We start from the raw sequence: 13,576 nt of genomic DNA, 5'->3' as shown, positions 1-13,576 counted from the left end.
CGCCCCAGCCCAACCGAAGATCGAAAGTTCGTCCTGCGTCCGTCGCGGGCCGATGTTCCCAACCGTCGGCGCGGCACCGAGCTACGCGCACCTCAGACCGTCCGTACCCGGGTGCGCCTGGGGTGAGGTTGGGCGTGCGGATTCCGCGTCGAGAGAGTTGGTCGGGGAACCCCTTCCACGACCACGACTCCGGCGCGCTGGACGTAGACCTCGCGCTTGTCGGTGGCGTTGCCCTTCGGGCCGAGGACGTAGCCCGTCAACCAGATCCAGTCGTTGTACGGGTCGGGCTCCCCGACAGCCACGAGTCGAAGCCGCAGCACCCGGTTCCCGGTGAACTGCACCGAGCACGCCAACCCGATGCGGACGATGTCGCCGGGGTGGAGCGTGGTCACGGCACCCACCCGAGGAAGCGGCGGCGGAGCCCGTCTGGCTGAGCCCAACTCAGGTCCTGCTCGGCGGAGACCAGATAGGTGCCCATGTAGACGGCCAGCGTGAACGAGGCGTCGGCGTACTCGCCCAACAGTTCTTCCCGGCGGGTGACGCAGGGCCACGGCTTGCCACACGTCTCGCAGAGCCACAGGGGCAGGACCGGTCCGTGCCGCGTCATCGGCGTTCACCCGGCCGGTGCCCCCGGTTGATCGGGATGCGGTGGCGGGATCGGCAGGGAAGCTCCGCGCCGCAGCGGCAGACGTTCCGCCACCGGATCCACGACCAGACCGGCCGGTGGCGGCGCGCCAGCGTCAATGCCGCTGAGAGGAGGTAGTCGTCGAACCAAACTCTCCGCACTCGAACTCCTACGGTCGGTCGCTCATCCGCAACCAACCGTAGTTGTGTACGTCTGTGTACGTCTATAGACGTACCGAAAGACTAGACGTCTATGAACGTCTCCTATGTTTGCGTCCATGATCGACCCGCTGTCTCCGACGCCGATTTACGTCCAACTCGCAGACGTGATCGCCAAACGGATCGAGGACGGAGAGCTGCCTCCCCGGCGGCCGATCCCGAGTGAGTCGACGCTCCAGCAGGAGTACGGCGTGGCGCGTGGAACGGTCCGGGCGGCGGTGCGCCTGCTCCGGGAGCGCGGACTGGTGATGACCGTTCCCCAGCGCGGCACCTACGTCAGCGACAAGTAGGCAGGCGGACAACCCCTCGATGCCGCGCCTGCGGGCCCGGGTGCCTACCGGTGCTCAGTCGCAGTGTTCGAACCCGCTGCCGTAGCTGACCCCGCCGGTGGAGCCGCCCCACTTGACGCACGTCCCGGCGGCGACCGCCTTCACCGGTCCGGCGTAGTAGTCGAAGGACCCGCTGTCGGTGCTGCGTGCCCGCCCCTGCACCTCCAGGTACGCCGAGGCGGCCGACTTCGCGCCCACCGCGCTGTCCTTGAGGGTGACCACGCAGTTGGTGCCGGTGCCCGAGTGGTAGAGCAGGAAGACCCGACCCCTGCGCTGCCCGTCCCCGCCGGTCAGCGTCGCCGAGTCGATCACCTGGTAGCCGCTGCCGCACGCCTGCGCGGCCGTGTACGGGTTGGGCCGGCTCGACGGCTTGCCGCTGGACGTCGGTCGGCTGCTGGCCGTACCGGTGGGCGCGTTTCCCGCTCCCGGGGTCTCGGCCGGTCCGCCGCTGGCGGGCGCGTCGGCGGGGGATCCGGTCGGGTCGGCCGGCGCGGTGCGGGTGGCGCCCGGCGTGCCGCTGGGTCGCGGCCCGGTGGTGGTCGCGTCGCCGGCCGGCAGCGGGGCGTCGGTCGCTACCGCTGACTCCCCGGCCAGTGCGGGTGGTGGGTCCGCCGCACCCGGGTTCGCCTCGGGTCGCAGCGCCAGCACGGCCGCCGCGACGATCACCGCGACGAGGACGGCCGCGCCGGCCCCGAGCAACAGCGGCAGACGTCGGCCGCCCGGCCCGGCCGGGAGCGCGTCCTCCCGGGTGGGCTTCGGTTCGGTCGTCGGTTCGCCCGCGACGCGCGCCGGTGGCGGGGCGGCGGCGAGCCCCGCCGACACCGGCCCGGCGGGTGAGGCGGGAACCGGCCCGGCGGGGGCCGGGACCCCAGGCGTGGCGGGGGCCGAGGCACGCGGGGTGGGAGCGGCCAGCGCCCACGGTGGGCGGGCCGAGACCGGAATGCTGGCCAGTGTCGCGTCCCGGGCATCGGCGGCGGCAGCGGCCAGCTCAGCGGCGCTGCCGAACCGGTCCTCCGGACGCTTGGCCAGCGCGCGGGACACCACGGCGGCAACCGCCGGTGGGGTGTCCGCCGGCAGCGCCGCCGGGTCCTCCTGGGCGTGCCGCAATGCCACCGCGAGGGGGTTGTCACCGTGGAAGGGCGGCTGCCCGGCAAGACAGAAGTACGCGACCGCGCCGAGCGCGTAGATGTCGGTGGCGGCCGAGACGGGCTGCCCGGTGGCCTGCTCGGGAGACATGTACGAGGCGGTGCCGAGCACCATGTTCGCGGCGGTGAGCCCGGCCATGTTGCGGGACCGGGCGATGCCGAAGTCGACCAGCACCACAGTGCCGTCGCCCTTGACCAGCAGGTTGCCCGGCTTCACGTCGCGGTGCACGATGCCGGCGAGGTGGGCGGTGTGCAGCGCGTCGGCGGCCTGGGCCAGCACCGACATCGTGGTGGCCGGATCCAGCCGCCCCACCGTGCGCACCCGGGCGGACAACGGCTCGCCCTCGACGTACTCCATCACCAGGTAGTCGACCTGGCTGCCGTCGTCGAGCGCCGCCTGCCCCACGTCGTGCACCGGCACCACGCCGGGGTGCCGCAGCGCGGCCAGCATCCGCGCCTCGGCCCGGAACCGGGCGGTGAACTCCGGATCGGCGACCAGCGACGGCAGCAGCACCTTCACCGCGACCTCGCGTTCCAGCAGCACGTCAGTGCCGCGCCAGACCGCGCCCATCCCACCCGTCGCCACCCGCTCGCCCAGCCGGTACCGGTCGCCGAGCAGCACTCCCCGTGTCAGCACCGAGCCACCGTACCGGCCGCCGTCGATCGGATTGATCCACCCCGTGGGTCCCGCCGGGGCGAGCGAGCGGCCGTTGCGCGTCGGGCCGACTACGCTGGCGAGGGTTCGTCCCACGGGGACTTCAGCGGCGAGGGGAGACGCGGCATGGCGTGGAGCTGGCGGTACGAGGGCACGGACGGCCAGACGGTCGAGGGACCGGCGGAGTCGTTCGGCAGCCAGGCCGACGCCGAATCCTGGATCGGTCAGACCTGGCGGGAGCTCGCGGCGTCCGGCGTCACCTCGGTCGCGCTCGTGGAGGACGACCGGGTGGAGTACCGGATGAGCCTGCTGCCCACGGCCGAGTGATGGCCTACGACCGCCCGGGCGGTGACGGGCTGGTCCTCGGCGTACCCAAGGCGGCGTTCCGGCCCAGCCCGGTCTTCCTCGGCCTGGTCGCGCTCTTCGCGGTCAGCGGGGTGCTGACCTGGAACGGGTACGGCAGCGTCCGGTTCAACGTGTTCCTCTTCGTGGTGTCCGGCTGGCTGGTGTCGCTCTGCCTGCACGAGTACGCCCACGCGGTGGTTGCCTACCGGGCCGGCGACCGGGACATCGCCCATCGTGGCTACCTGACGCTCAACCCGTTGAAGTACACCCACCCGTTGCTGTCGATAGTGCTGCCGGTGGTGGTGGTGCTGCTCGGTGGCATCGGCCTGCCGGGTGGCGCGGTCTGGGTGGACCGGCACGCCATCCCGGGTCGACTGCGGCACACCCTGGTCAGCCTCGCCGGCCCGGCGACAAACGTGCTGTTCACGCTGGTGCTGGTGGCGGCGGTGCGGCTCGGCACCCAGTCGGATGGTCCGGTGGAGTTCTGGGCCGGGGTGGCGTTGCTCGCCTTCCTCCAGCTCACCGCCAGTGTGCTGAACCTGCTGCCGGTACCCGGCCTGGACGGCGGCAACATGATCCAGCCGTGGCTCAACCCGCAGTGGCGCAAGATGTACGACCTGTTCGCGCCGTACGGCTTCATCCTGCTCTTCGCGCTGCTGTGGAACCCGCGCATCGGCGGCTGGTTCTTCGACGCGGTCTTCGCGGTCGGTGACCTGCTCGGTCTGCCGTCGTGGCTCTACGCCACCGGCCTGGAGCTGATCCGCTTCTGGCGGGGCTGATCGGGCGGGGCTGATTGCTGACCCGGCCCGGTCGGCGCGAGGGTTTCGCGCCGGCCGGGCCGGAACGGCGTCAGGGACGCTGCGCGGGGGACTCGGTCTTCGCCGGGTCCCGCTCGACGATCGGGCCGACGATGTCGTCGATCGCCTTGAGCAGGTCGGCGTCGAGCTTCACCCCGGCCGCCTTCACGTTGTCGTGCACCTGCTCGGGGCGGGACGCGCCGATGATCGCCGACGAGACGTTCGGGTTCTGCAGCACCCACGCCACGGCGAGCTGGGCCATGCTGAGCCCGGCCTGCTCGGCGAGGGGCTTGAGCTGCTGGACCCGGGTCAGCACGTCGTCGTTCATGAACCGGGAGATGAAGCCCGCACCCGACTTCTCGTCGGTGGCGCGGGAACCGGCCGGTGGCGGCTGGCCCGGCCGGTACTTGCCGGAGAGCACGCCCTGCGCCATCGGTGACCAGACGATCTGCCCGATGCCCAGCTCCTCGCTGGCCGGCACGACCTCGGTCTCGATGACCCGCCAGAGCAGCGAGTACTGCGGCTGGTTGGAGACCAGCGGGATGTGCAGCTCCCGGGCGAGCGGGTGGGCGGCGCGCAGCTGGGCGGCGGTCCACTCGGAGACGCCGATGTAGTGCGCCTTGCCGGAGTGGACGACGTCGGCGAACGCCTCCATCGTCTCTTCCAGCGGGGTGCTGCTGTCGTAGCGGTGGGCCTGATAGAGGTCCACGTAGTCGGTGCGCAGTCGGCGCAGCGAGCCGTTGATCGACTCCATGATGTGCTTGCGGGACAGGCCACGGTCGTTGCGGCCGGGCCCGGTCGGCCAGTAGACCTTGGTGAAGATCTCCAGGCCCTCACGGCGCTCGTTCTGCAACGCCCGGCCGAGCACGTCCTCGGCCCGGGTGCCGGCGTACACGTCGGCGGTGTCGAAGGTCGTGATCCCCGCGTCGAGAGCGGCGCGGACGCAGGCGAACGCCGCGTCCTCCTCGACCTGCGAACCGTGGGTGATCCAGTTGCCGTACGAGATCTCGCTGACCATCAGGCCGGAACGGCCCAGGTGTCGGAATTCCATGTACCGACAGTAGCTCCAGTGGATCACCAGTGGCGACCGGTGCCTCAGAGCACCGGATTGGCGTCGGTGAGTAGCCGGTCGATCTCCTCCATCACCTCGGCGCGATCGCGATGCACCGGGTCGATGAGCGGCACGCCGCGCCGGTCCAGCGCGCCCCACCGCCCGTTGTCGCTCTCGACCAGGAACGCCACCGGGTGGATGACCAGCATCGGGTGCGCCGGCGGGACCAGCACCGTGCCGGTGCGGTCCACCACGCCCCGCCGACCCGCCACGTCGACCACGGCGAGCCCCTCGTCGGTGAATCCGTCGATCTGCTGGCCGTCGGCCAACTCGGTGACGAAGCCGTGGTAGCGGGTGGGCACGATGACCCGACCGGTCCGGTCGACAGCCCCCCACCCCTCGCGCCGCACCGCTGCCAGCCCACGACGGAACGGTCGTACCTCGGCGAAGTTGGGCGCGACCTGCACCGCCCCGGTCGCGTCGATCGCCGTCCAACCACCGTCGCCGACCACCCAGGCCAGGCCGTCGCTGAACGGCTGCGCGGCCCGGAAGGACGGCGGGATCACCGTCGTACCGAGCAGGTTGATCAGCGACCAGCGGTCGGTGTCCGGCCGGCGGACCCAGGCCAACCCGTCGTGGAAGGGCTGCGCCTCGGCGTACCGGGCGGGGACGACAACGTCGCCGTCCTGGCTGGTGTAACCCCACAGCGGCCCGTCCTGGTCCGGCAACGGGGGTCGGTCCCGGTCGAGCACCTCGTCCCGACCCCGGGGGTACGCCCCGAAGCCATCCGCCTCGGCCCGGACGGTGACCGCGTCGAGGGCTATCCGGACCCGGTCCAGCAGTTCGGCGTCGCCCGCGCCGCGCAGGTCGAGCGCCTTCTCGAAATGCTCGCAGGCCTCCATGAGCCGCCCCTGGTCGTAACACGACCGCCCGGCGTGCTCGTGCAGCGCGGCCCGTAGCCGGTCGGGCAACTCGACCGAGTTGGCCTGGGCGAAGAGCTGATCGGCCTCGGCGAAATCGCCGCGCCAGCGCAGCACGTGGGCCAGCCGGGCCTGGGCCAGCGCGGTCCGGCGCAGCTCGCCGGTGGCTTCGGCGTAGGTGAGGGCGAGCCGACCGTCGGCCAGCGCGTCGTCCAGGTCGCCGAGAATCCGCGAGGCCACCGCCCGCAGGCTGAGCAGCCGGGCCCGGGCCCGGTTGTCGACCGCCGAGCCCAACTTCTCGGTCAGCCGCCGCCGGATCGCCCGCAGGTCGTCCGGCTCCGTCAACTCCTCGCGCAGGGTGACCGGGTCCAACCGCCACCGGTACGCGGCCAGCACCTGCTCCGGGTCGCCCGGGTCGGCCAGCGACGGGCGGGTCACCACCGGCGGCGCTTCGCTGGATGGCGCCTCGTCGGATGGCGCTTCGCCGGATGGCGCGGACGCCTGCTCGTTCTCCCCGTCCGAGCCGTTCCTCGGGCCGGGTACGGCCGAGGAGGGTGGCCCGGACGTCGGCACCACCGACGCCGGCGGACCGGATACGGGCACCGCGGCCGGCGGTGGTGTCGAGGCCGGTGGCACCGTCATGGGCGTGGCGGCTGGCGGCGCGGAGACGGGCGCTGCTGCGGCCGCTGGCGGTGCGGAGACCGGTGCTGCGGAGTGCGGCTGGGCTGCGGCGGGTGGCGCGGACACCGGTGCTGCGGTCGGCGCTGGCGGCGCGGAGACGGGCGCTGCGGAGTGCGGCTGGGCTGCGGCGGGTGGCGCGGACACCGGTGCTGCGGTCGGCGCGGGTGGTGCGGAGGTGGGCGCTGCGGAGTGCGGCTGCGCTGCGGCGGGTGGCGCGGACACCGGTGCTGCGGCCGGCGCTGGTGGCGCGGAGACGGGCGCGCTGGGGAGGGGTGGCGCGGAGACGGGGGCTGCGGCGGGTGATGGTGGCGCGGGAATGGGCGCTGCCGCGGACGCCGGTGGCGCGGACACGGGTGCCGCGGGCGGGGCCGATACCGGCGATGCCGGAGGAGCGGAGACGGGCGTGACCGAGGCGGGCGGTGCGGAGACCGGTGGTGCCGAGATGGGCGGGCTCGTGTCGTCCACGGCCGTGACGGGCAGCGTCGCGTCGTCCCGCCACTCGTCGATTCGCGAGCCGTCCGCCGGGCTCGCGTTCGGATCGTCGATCGCTTCCGTCGGCTCGTCGGGTGCTGCGAGTTCGTCCGTCGGGTCGTGCTCGACCGGATCGGTGTCCTTGCTGGGCGAAGCGGTGAAGGACTGCCGGTCGACCTCGGCTTCGACGTCGGCTTCGGTCCGCTGGTGGGGCATCGCGACGACAGGTGCGCCGGGAACGGGCTGGTCGCCGTCCACCGTTCCCCTGTCGAAACCGGGCCGCGGCTCGTCGTCACTGTCGGCCGCCCCGAGTCGACGGTCGTCGGAGACCGGGTGGGCGGGCGGCGCGGAGACCGGGTCGAATGCGTCGTCTGATGTCGACCCGCCGGCGTGCTCGTCGGCCACGTCGAGGTGGGTGTCGGCTGCCGGCGTCGACGTCTGCGCGACCGGTGTCGCGGAGAGGTCGGGGTCGCTGGCCGTCGACTCGTCGTCGACCGGGTCGAACGACCGCCGGTCCGTGGCCGGCTCGGCCTGGTCGGATTCGGCGGGCTGAGCGGGGCTGAACCACGCTTCCGGTCCGCGGGTACCCGGGACGCCGTCCGGCTCGCGAACGGGGGCCACCGGCTCTTCGGAGGGCGGCGGGGGCACGTAGCGGCGCGGCGTACCGGGGGCCGGCGGAAGCACCGGCGCGACCTCCGCCGCCGGTGGCTGCGGGTCGGCCGGAGCCGGGGCTGCCGGGGTTGGGTCGGATCGGGTCGTCGGTGGCTGCGGTGCCTGCCAGGTGGGTGGCGGGGCCGCCGATGGGCGGACGTCCGCCGTGGGTGCCAGTCGCTCCGGCGAGTACTGACGCTGCTGCGCGGCCGGTCGATCCGGCACGACTCGGCGATCGGCGGGGTGCGGCCGCTCGGCCGCGGGCGGGCGGTCCGGGGAGGACGGGCGGCGGTCGGTCGGTGGAGTGCCGGCCAACGGGTCGCCGATCCGACGGCGGTCCGGGCCCGGCTCCTCGCCGCGCCGCTGGTCCGCTGGACGGTCTCTGGTGTCCGGGCCTGGATAGCGCGGCGGCGGGGCGGTATGCGCCCCGGATGCTGGTGGCGGTTCGGCCAGCGGCTGGCGTCCCGATGCTGGCGGGGCGTCCGGGCGCTCGTCGGCGCCGGGTGGGTCCACCGGCGCGGGCAGGTATTCCAACCGCAGACGCGCGGCGGGTGGCCCCGAGACGGGCCGATCGGAGGCGGGAGAGACCGGGGCTGCCGACACCGGTCGGTCCCAGCCGCGCGCGGCTGGGGAGTCGGGTGCTGGGGACACCGGTCGTTCCGGGGTGGCCGGGGCGGCTGACACCGGTCGGTCCCAGGCGGGGGAGACGGGTGCTGGGGACACCGGTCGTTCCGGGGTGGCCGGGGCGCCTGACACCGGTCGGTCCCAGGCGGGGGAGACGGGTGCTGGCGACACCGGTCGCTCCGGGGAGACCGGCATGGCGCGGCCGGAGGCGGGCGGCGCCGTCGCGGCCGGGCGTACCTGTCGCTCGTCCTGCCGTGCCGGAGTGGCCGCCGGGCGCTCCTCGGGCTGGGACGGCGTGGCCGGCGGCCGGTCGGGTCGGGCGGCCGGCCGCGACGGCATGCCCGGGTCGGGGCTGCGGTGTGGGTCGGCGCTGCGGTACGGCTCCGCGGTGCGGTGCGGCTCGGGGCTGCGGTGTGGGTCGGTGCTGCGGTGTGGGTCAGGGCTGCGGTGTGGGTCAGGGCTGCGGTGCGGGTCCGCGGTGCGGTGCGGGTCGGTGCGGTGGCCGGGCTCCCGGGTGCGGTCCGAGGTGCGGTCCTGGCGCACCGGACCCGGCGCTGGCCAGGGCAGACTGCCGTCCGACCGTTGGCCCGGCTGTGGCCGGGGCTCGCGGTACGCGTCCTCACGAGACGCGTCCTCGCGGTAGGCGTTGTCGCGGTACCCGTCCGGGCGGGCCTGCTCCCGGGGTCGCCGGTCCGGGTACGCCTCGGCGCGGGCCGCCGCCTCACGGGGCTGCTGCCGGTGCGGGTCGGTGTCGGGCCGCCGCCGGTCGTCGTCGAGGCGCGGCTGGTCGGGCAGGTCCGGCTCGGGGCGACGCCGTCGTCCACCGTTGGGTGAGGGCGCCGCGCCGATTCCATCGTCCGGGCGGTAGCGCGGCTCTGGGCGGCGCAGGTCGTCGGCGGCCCGGTCCGGGTACCCGTCGGCGCGGTATCGCGTGCGGTCGTCCACCGGTGCCCACGGGTCGGCCGCCTCGGCGGTCCGCCCGTCGTGGTCGCGGGTTGGTCGGACGCCGTACCCGTCGCCCGGGTGCCGCTCGTAACCGGCGGCTGTTCGCTCGGGTGTTCCGCGCCGACGTGGTGTGTCGTCCGGCTCGGGCACCCAGCCGGGTTCGGGCCGGGGCGCGGGGGAGACTGGCGGAGAGCCCCGGTAACCCCGATCCCGCTCGGTGGGCTCCTGCCGGGGGCGGCGGCTGTCGTACCGCTCGGTGGTGGGCTGGTCCCGGTGCCAGGCGGCTTCCCGCGCGGGCCCCCGCTCGTCGGCGGGGCGTCGGTCGGACCAGGCGGTACGTCGGTCCGACTCGGGCGAGCGGCGGTCGTCGCGGCGGGGTGGCTCGGGCAGCGGACGACGGTACGGCTCATGGTCGTAGTGGCGGGAGTCAGCGCTGTCGGGCCGGCCGTAGGCGGACGGGTCCGCCGAGCGCTCGTCGCTGCCGAGTCGGCCGTAGGCCGATGCCCCGCCCGGCTCGTCGTCCACCCAGGAACGGCCGTGCGGTGTCTGTTCCGCCGGTGGTTCGTCGGACCAGGACCGGCCGAGGTAGGTGCCGTCCGGGCGGGTGGGCGCCAGCGGCGGCACCTCGGCGCGACCGGACACCGTCGCGCGGCCGCGCGGTGGCGGCTGGTGCGGCATGCCGATGTCGCCGGCGTAACGCTGGCCGGGGAACTGGGGGTGCCACTCGGCGGTCGGCTCGCCCACCCAGGACGGTTCGTTCGGGTCTGACCACCGGTCGGTGTAGCGGCCGTTCATCCGCCGAACCCGTCGCCACACCCGGCCGCTGGGCCGATTCTCGCCGGGGGTGAGGTGTCCGCAGCCGCCGTCGGGTGACCGCTGGGCGTCCGGTCGCCGCCTGCCACGCCCCGGTGGCCGGCTCGCGTCCGCTCGCTCACGCGTTGTCACCTCGTTGCAAATTGTCGCGCTGGGGCCGCACGTGCCGGTCAGATCGCCGCTCCGGCAGGCCGTAGCTGCGGATGGAGGGTAACGGCGTCGGCTCGCTCACCGCCACTGTGGTGCCGCCCACCGGCGCAAACGTTATCCCATTGGTTTCGGACATTTGGTCCTATAAGCGAATCTGGCCTCCGACCCTATCGCACTCGAAGACCGCCCGGCTGCGGCGGGATCGCCGTCCTCGTTCAGGGGTGCTCCATGATGAGGACGGCGAACGTACCGGGAGCGAGCGCCTCGTAACGGTGCGGGGCGTCGCCGGGGAACGTGGCGTAGTCGCCCGGTTCGAGTTCGACAGGTGCCCCCTCGGGCCCCACCCGCAGCCGGCCGGCAGCGACCACCACGTGCTCGATACTGCGCGGGGTGTGTCCGTGCCCGGCTCGGACCGCGCCGGGCTCAAGCGTGATCAGGTAGACGTCCCGGCGCAGGTGCGCCGCACCCGCGCTGAGCAGCGTTCCGCTGAAGTCGGCCTGCTCCGAGCGGACGTGCGGCCCGTCCCCGGCCCGGATGACCCGTACGCCGTCGTCGACGGGCTCCACCAGCCGGCTGAACGGCACACCGAGTGCGACGCCCAGCGCCCAGAGCGTCTCCACACTCGGGTTTCCGGTGCCCGACTCCAGTTGGGAGAGGGTGGACTTGGCCACCCCCGCTCGGCGGGCCAGCTCGGTCAGCGAGATACCGACCCGTTCCCGCTCCCGGCGCAGGGCGGCGGCGATGGTGGCCAGAGGGGCAGTCGGTTCCGAAGGCATGCCTTCGCTCCATTGGTCACACGTTCGGTCTCTCGAACAACGACCCGTTCAGCATGATGAACGCACGACAAGATCCGCGCAGTTACGGCAAAACTGCTGCCCCGCAGATGTCTGAGGCAGCAGTTTCGCCGTTGTTGCGCGGATCCTGGAGGGCGTGGGGGCCCGGGGTCAGACCTTGTCGCCCAGCTTGACCTGGGGCGCCGGAGCGCGCATCCGCCGGAAGGTGATCGACCGCATGACCGCGTAGAGGAAGAGCGAGCCCATCCGCTGGTCGGTCTTCGGGAAGCGCTCCCGGACCAGCTTGCTGATCTTGCGGCAGATCAGCACCGAGTCGACGACCACACCCAGCGCCAGCGCGCCCCAGAGCACGTTGGAGATCAGTCGGACCAACGGCGGCATTGCCGCGTTCGACCCGACCAGCACGATCAGCGCGCCGCCGAAGAACCAGGTGCCGACGGTACGCCGGGAGTCGACCACGTTGCGGGCCAGCAGCCGCTCCGGGCCACGGTCGCGGGGGCCACCCTCACGGCGGAACTCCGACGCCGCCTCGGCGCGCAGCTGACGGCGACGCTCCCGCTCCTCCTCCTTGGTGAGGGGACGGGTGGGGCCGGCCGGGCGACGGCCGACGGTCGGCCGCTTGGGCGTCTCCCGACCCTTGGCCGGGGTGTAACCCCGGGAACGCTCAGCGGTCTCCTCGGGGGTCACCGAGGTGACGGCCTCGTCGACGAGGTCGGTGGACTTGCGGCGAAAGAGCGACGGCACGCGGCAAGGGTAGCCAACGGTCCGCGCCCGCTGCACATCGCGGTACAGCGACCGACGGCTCCAGGTCGCAGCGCGACCTGGAGCCGTCGTAGCCGAACGATGGGTGAGCGAGGTTACGGACGCTCGGCGTGCGCGCCCAGGTCGGCGAGTTTCGCCTCGAAGTCCTCGTAGCCCCGGTTGATCAGGTCCACGCCGTACACCCGGGAGGTGCCCTCGGCCGCGAGCGCCGCGATCAGGTGGCTGAACCCGGCCCGCAGGTCCGGGATGACCAGGTCGGCGGCGTGCAGCTTGCTCGGCCCGGCGATCACCGCGGAGTGCTTGAAGTTGCGCCGGCCGAAGCGGCACGGGGTGCCGCCGAGGCAGTCCCGGTAGACCTGGATGTTGGCGCCCATCGAGTTGAGGGCCTCGGTGTAGCCCAGCCGCTGCTCGTAGACCGTCTCGTGGACGATCGACAGGCCGCGGGCCTGGGTCAGCGCCACGACCAGTGGCTGCTGCCAGTCGGTCATGAAGCCGGGGTGCACGTCGGTCTCCAACGCCACAGCGTTCAGCTCGCCACCCGGGTGCCAGAAGCGGATGCCGCCCTCCTGACCGGGGTCGCCCAGCTTCGGCGCGCGGGCGTCGGTGACCTCGTACTCGCCGCCGACCGAGCGGAAGATGTTCAGGAAGGTCATCATGTCGGCCTGCTGCGCGCCCAGCACCTCGACGTGACCACGGGTGGCCAGGGCGGCGGCCGCCCAGCTCGCCGCCTCGATCCGGTCCGGGATCGGCCGGTGGGTGTAGCCGTGCAGCTTGGGCACGCCCTGAATCTCGATCACCCGGTCGGTGTGGACCTTGATGATCGCGCCCATCTTCTGCAGGATGCAGATCAGGTCGATGATCTCCGGCTCCACCGCTGCGTTGCGCAGCTCGGTGACGCCCTCGGCCATCACGGCGGTCAGTAGCACCTGCTCGGTGGCGCCGACGCTCGGGTACGGCAGGGCGAACTTCGTGCCGTGCAGCCCGTTCGGCGCGGACAGGTGCAACCCCTCGGGCCGCTTCTCGACCGTGGCGCCGAACTCGCGCAGCGCCTGGAGGTGGAAGTCGATCGGGCGCGGGCCGATGTGACAGCCGCCCAGATCCGGGATGAACGCGTGCCCGAGGCGGTGCAGCAGCGGGCCGCAGAACAGGATCGGGATCCGGCTGGAACCGGCGTGCACGTTGATCTGGTCGGTGCTGGCGCTCTCCACGTTCGCCGGGTCGAAGACGAGCTCGCCGTCCTCGGTGCCGTCGGTGACCTTGACGCCGTGCAGGCCGAGCAGACCTCGCACCACCTCGACATCACGGATCTTGGGCACGTCGAACAGTCGGCTCGGGCTGTCGCCGAGCAACGCGGCGACCATCGCCTTCGAAACCAGGTTCTTCGCGCCGCGCACGCGGATCCGCCCTTCGAGCGGAGTACCTCCGTGCACAACCAGGACGTCGTCGGTCAACGCAACCTCCAGCGCGTCGGGTGCTGCCGTGTTGATGGTGGGGCGCCTGAACGTTGTCGCTACCCCGGATGCGGCCATGTCGAAACGGCCCGCGTGTGTCGTCGCTTGGGCAGCATAGCCCTCGGTGACGAAAAAGGACTCGGTCACAT

At 73.1% G+C, this 13,576-nt stretch carries 11 protein-coding genes; 3 read left to right on the top strand and 8 right to left on the bottom strand.

From position 1 onward, the window contains the following. Nucleotides 1-92: 92 nt before the first annotated feature. Both AB0B98_RS14640 and AB0B98_RS14635 read right to left on the bottom strand, forming a co-directional pair. A complete protein-coding gene (locus AB0B98_RS14640) occupies nt 93-392 on the bottom strand; it encodes a hypothetical protein (protein WP_357362981.1) in 300 nt (99 codons plus the stop codon). After that, on the bottom strand, nt 389-607 hold the full coding sequence (locus AB0B98_RS14635; RefSeq protein ID WP_238667455.1) for a hypothetical protein: 219 nt from the start codon (nt 605-607) through the stop codon (nt 389-391). The genes AB0B98_RS14640 and AB0B98_RS14635 overlap by 4 nt, the downstream gene beginning before the upstream one ends. A 295-nt stretch (nt 608-902) precedes the next feature. On the opposite strand from AB0B98_RS14635, the gene AB0B98_RS14630 reads away from it, so the two are divergent. Continuing rightward, nucleotides 903-1,133 carry a winged helix-turn-helix domain-containing protein gene (locus AB0B98_RS14630; RefSeq protein WP_238667454.1) on the top strand — a complete coding sequence of 77 codons (231 nt, stop codon included), beginning with the start codon at nt 903-905 and terminating at the stop codon, nt 1,131-1,133. A gap of 54 nt (nt 1,134-1,187) precedes the next feature. Here the strand turns inward: AB0B98_RS14630 and AB0B98_RS14625 are convergent, their stop codons facing one another. Then, complete coding sequence (locus AB0B98_RS14625; RefSeq protein WP_357362979.1) at nt 1,188-2,954, bottom strand: protein kinase; 1,767 nt, start codon at nt 2,952-2,954, stop codon at nt 1,188-1,190. Between the two features lie 144 nt (nt 2,955-3,098). Between AB0B98_RS14625 and AB0B98_RS14620 the strand changes: the two genes are divergently transcribed. Further along, nucleotides 3,099-3,299, top strand: a complete 201-nt coding sequence (locus AB0B98_RS14620) for a hypothetical protein (protein WP_030337978.1) — start codon at nt 3,099-3,101, stop codon at nt 3,297-3,299. After that, a complete protein-coding gene (locus tag AB0B98_RS14615; RefSeq protein ID WP_357278397.1) occupies nt 3,299-4,096 on the top strand; it encodes a site-2 protease family protein in 798 nt (265 codons plus the stop codon). Before AB0B98_RS14620 ends, AB0B98_RS14615 begins: the two co-directional genes overlap by 1 nt. 70 nt (nt 4,097-4,166) lie before the next feature. On the opposite strand, the gene AB0B98_RS14610 is transcribed toward AB0B98_RS14615, so the two are convergent. The 5 genes from AB0B98_RS14610 to murA form a co-directional block, all read right to left on the bottom strand. Next, entirely contained in the window at nt 4,167-5,165 is a 999-nt protein-coding gene (locus tag AB0B98_RS14610) for an aldo/keto reductase family protein (protein ID WP_357362977.1), read from the bottom strand. A gap of 44 nt (nt 5,166-5,209) precedes the next feature. Next, on the bottom strand, nt 5,210-10,252 hold the full coding sequence (locus AB0B98_RS14605) for a WG repeat-containing protein (RefSeq protein ID WP_357362975.1): 5,043 nt from the start codon (nt 10,250-10,252) through the stop codon (nt 5,210-5,212). A 383-nt stretch (nt 10,253-10,635) separates the two neighbouring features. Further along, entirely contained in the window at nt 10,636-11,196 is a 561-nt protein-coding gene (locus AB0B98_RS14600) for an XRE family transcriptional regulator (protein WP_238667450.1), read from the bottom strand. 168 nt (nt 11,197-11,364) lie between these two features. Continuing rightward, nucleotides 11,365-11,958, bottom strand: a complete 594-nt coding sequence (locus tag AB0B98_RS14595) for a DUF3043 domain-containing protein (protein WP_091407492.1) — start codon at nt 11,956-11,958, stop codon at nt 11,365-11,367. Nucleotides 11,959-12,071: 113 nt separating this feature from the next. Next, nucleotides 12,072-13,427, bottom strand: coding sequence for a UDP-N-acetylglucosamine 1-carboxyvinyltransferase (gene murA / locus AB0B98_RS14590; RefSeq protein WP_110564159.1), 1,356 nt, complete (start codon nt 13,425-13,427; stop codon nt 12,072-12,074). Nucleotides 13,428-13,576 lie beyond the last annotated feature (149 nt).

The organism is Micromonospora sp. NPDC048947 (assembly GCF_040649495.1).
In the GTDB taxonomy this organism is placed as follows: domain Bacteria; phylum Actinomycetota; class Actinomycetes; order Mycobacteriales; family Micromonosporaceae; genus Micromonospora; species Micromonospora alfalfae.
This window is presented reverse-complemented; position numbering and strand designations above follow the sequence as displayed.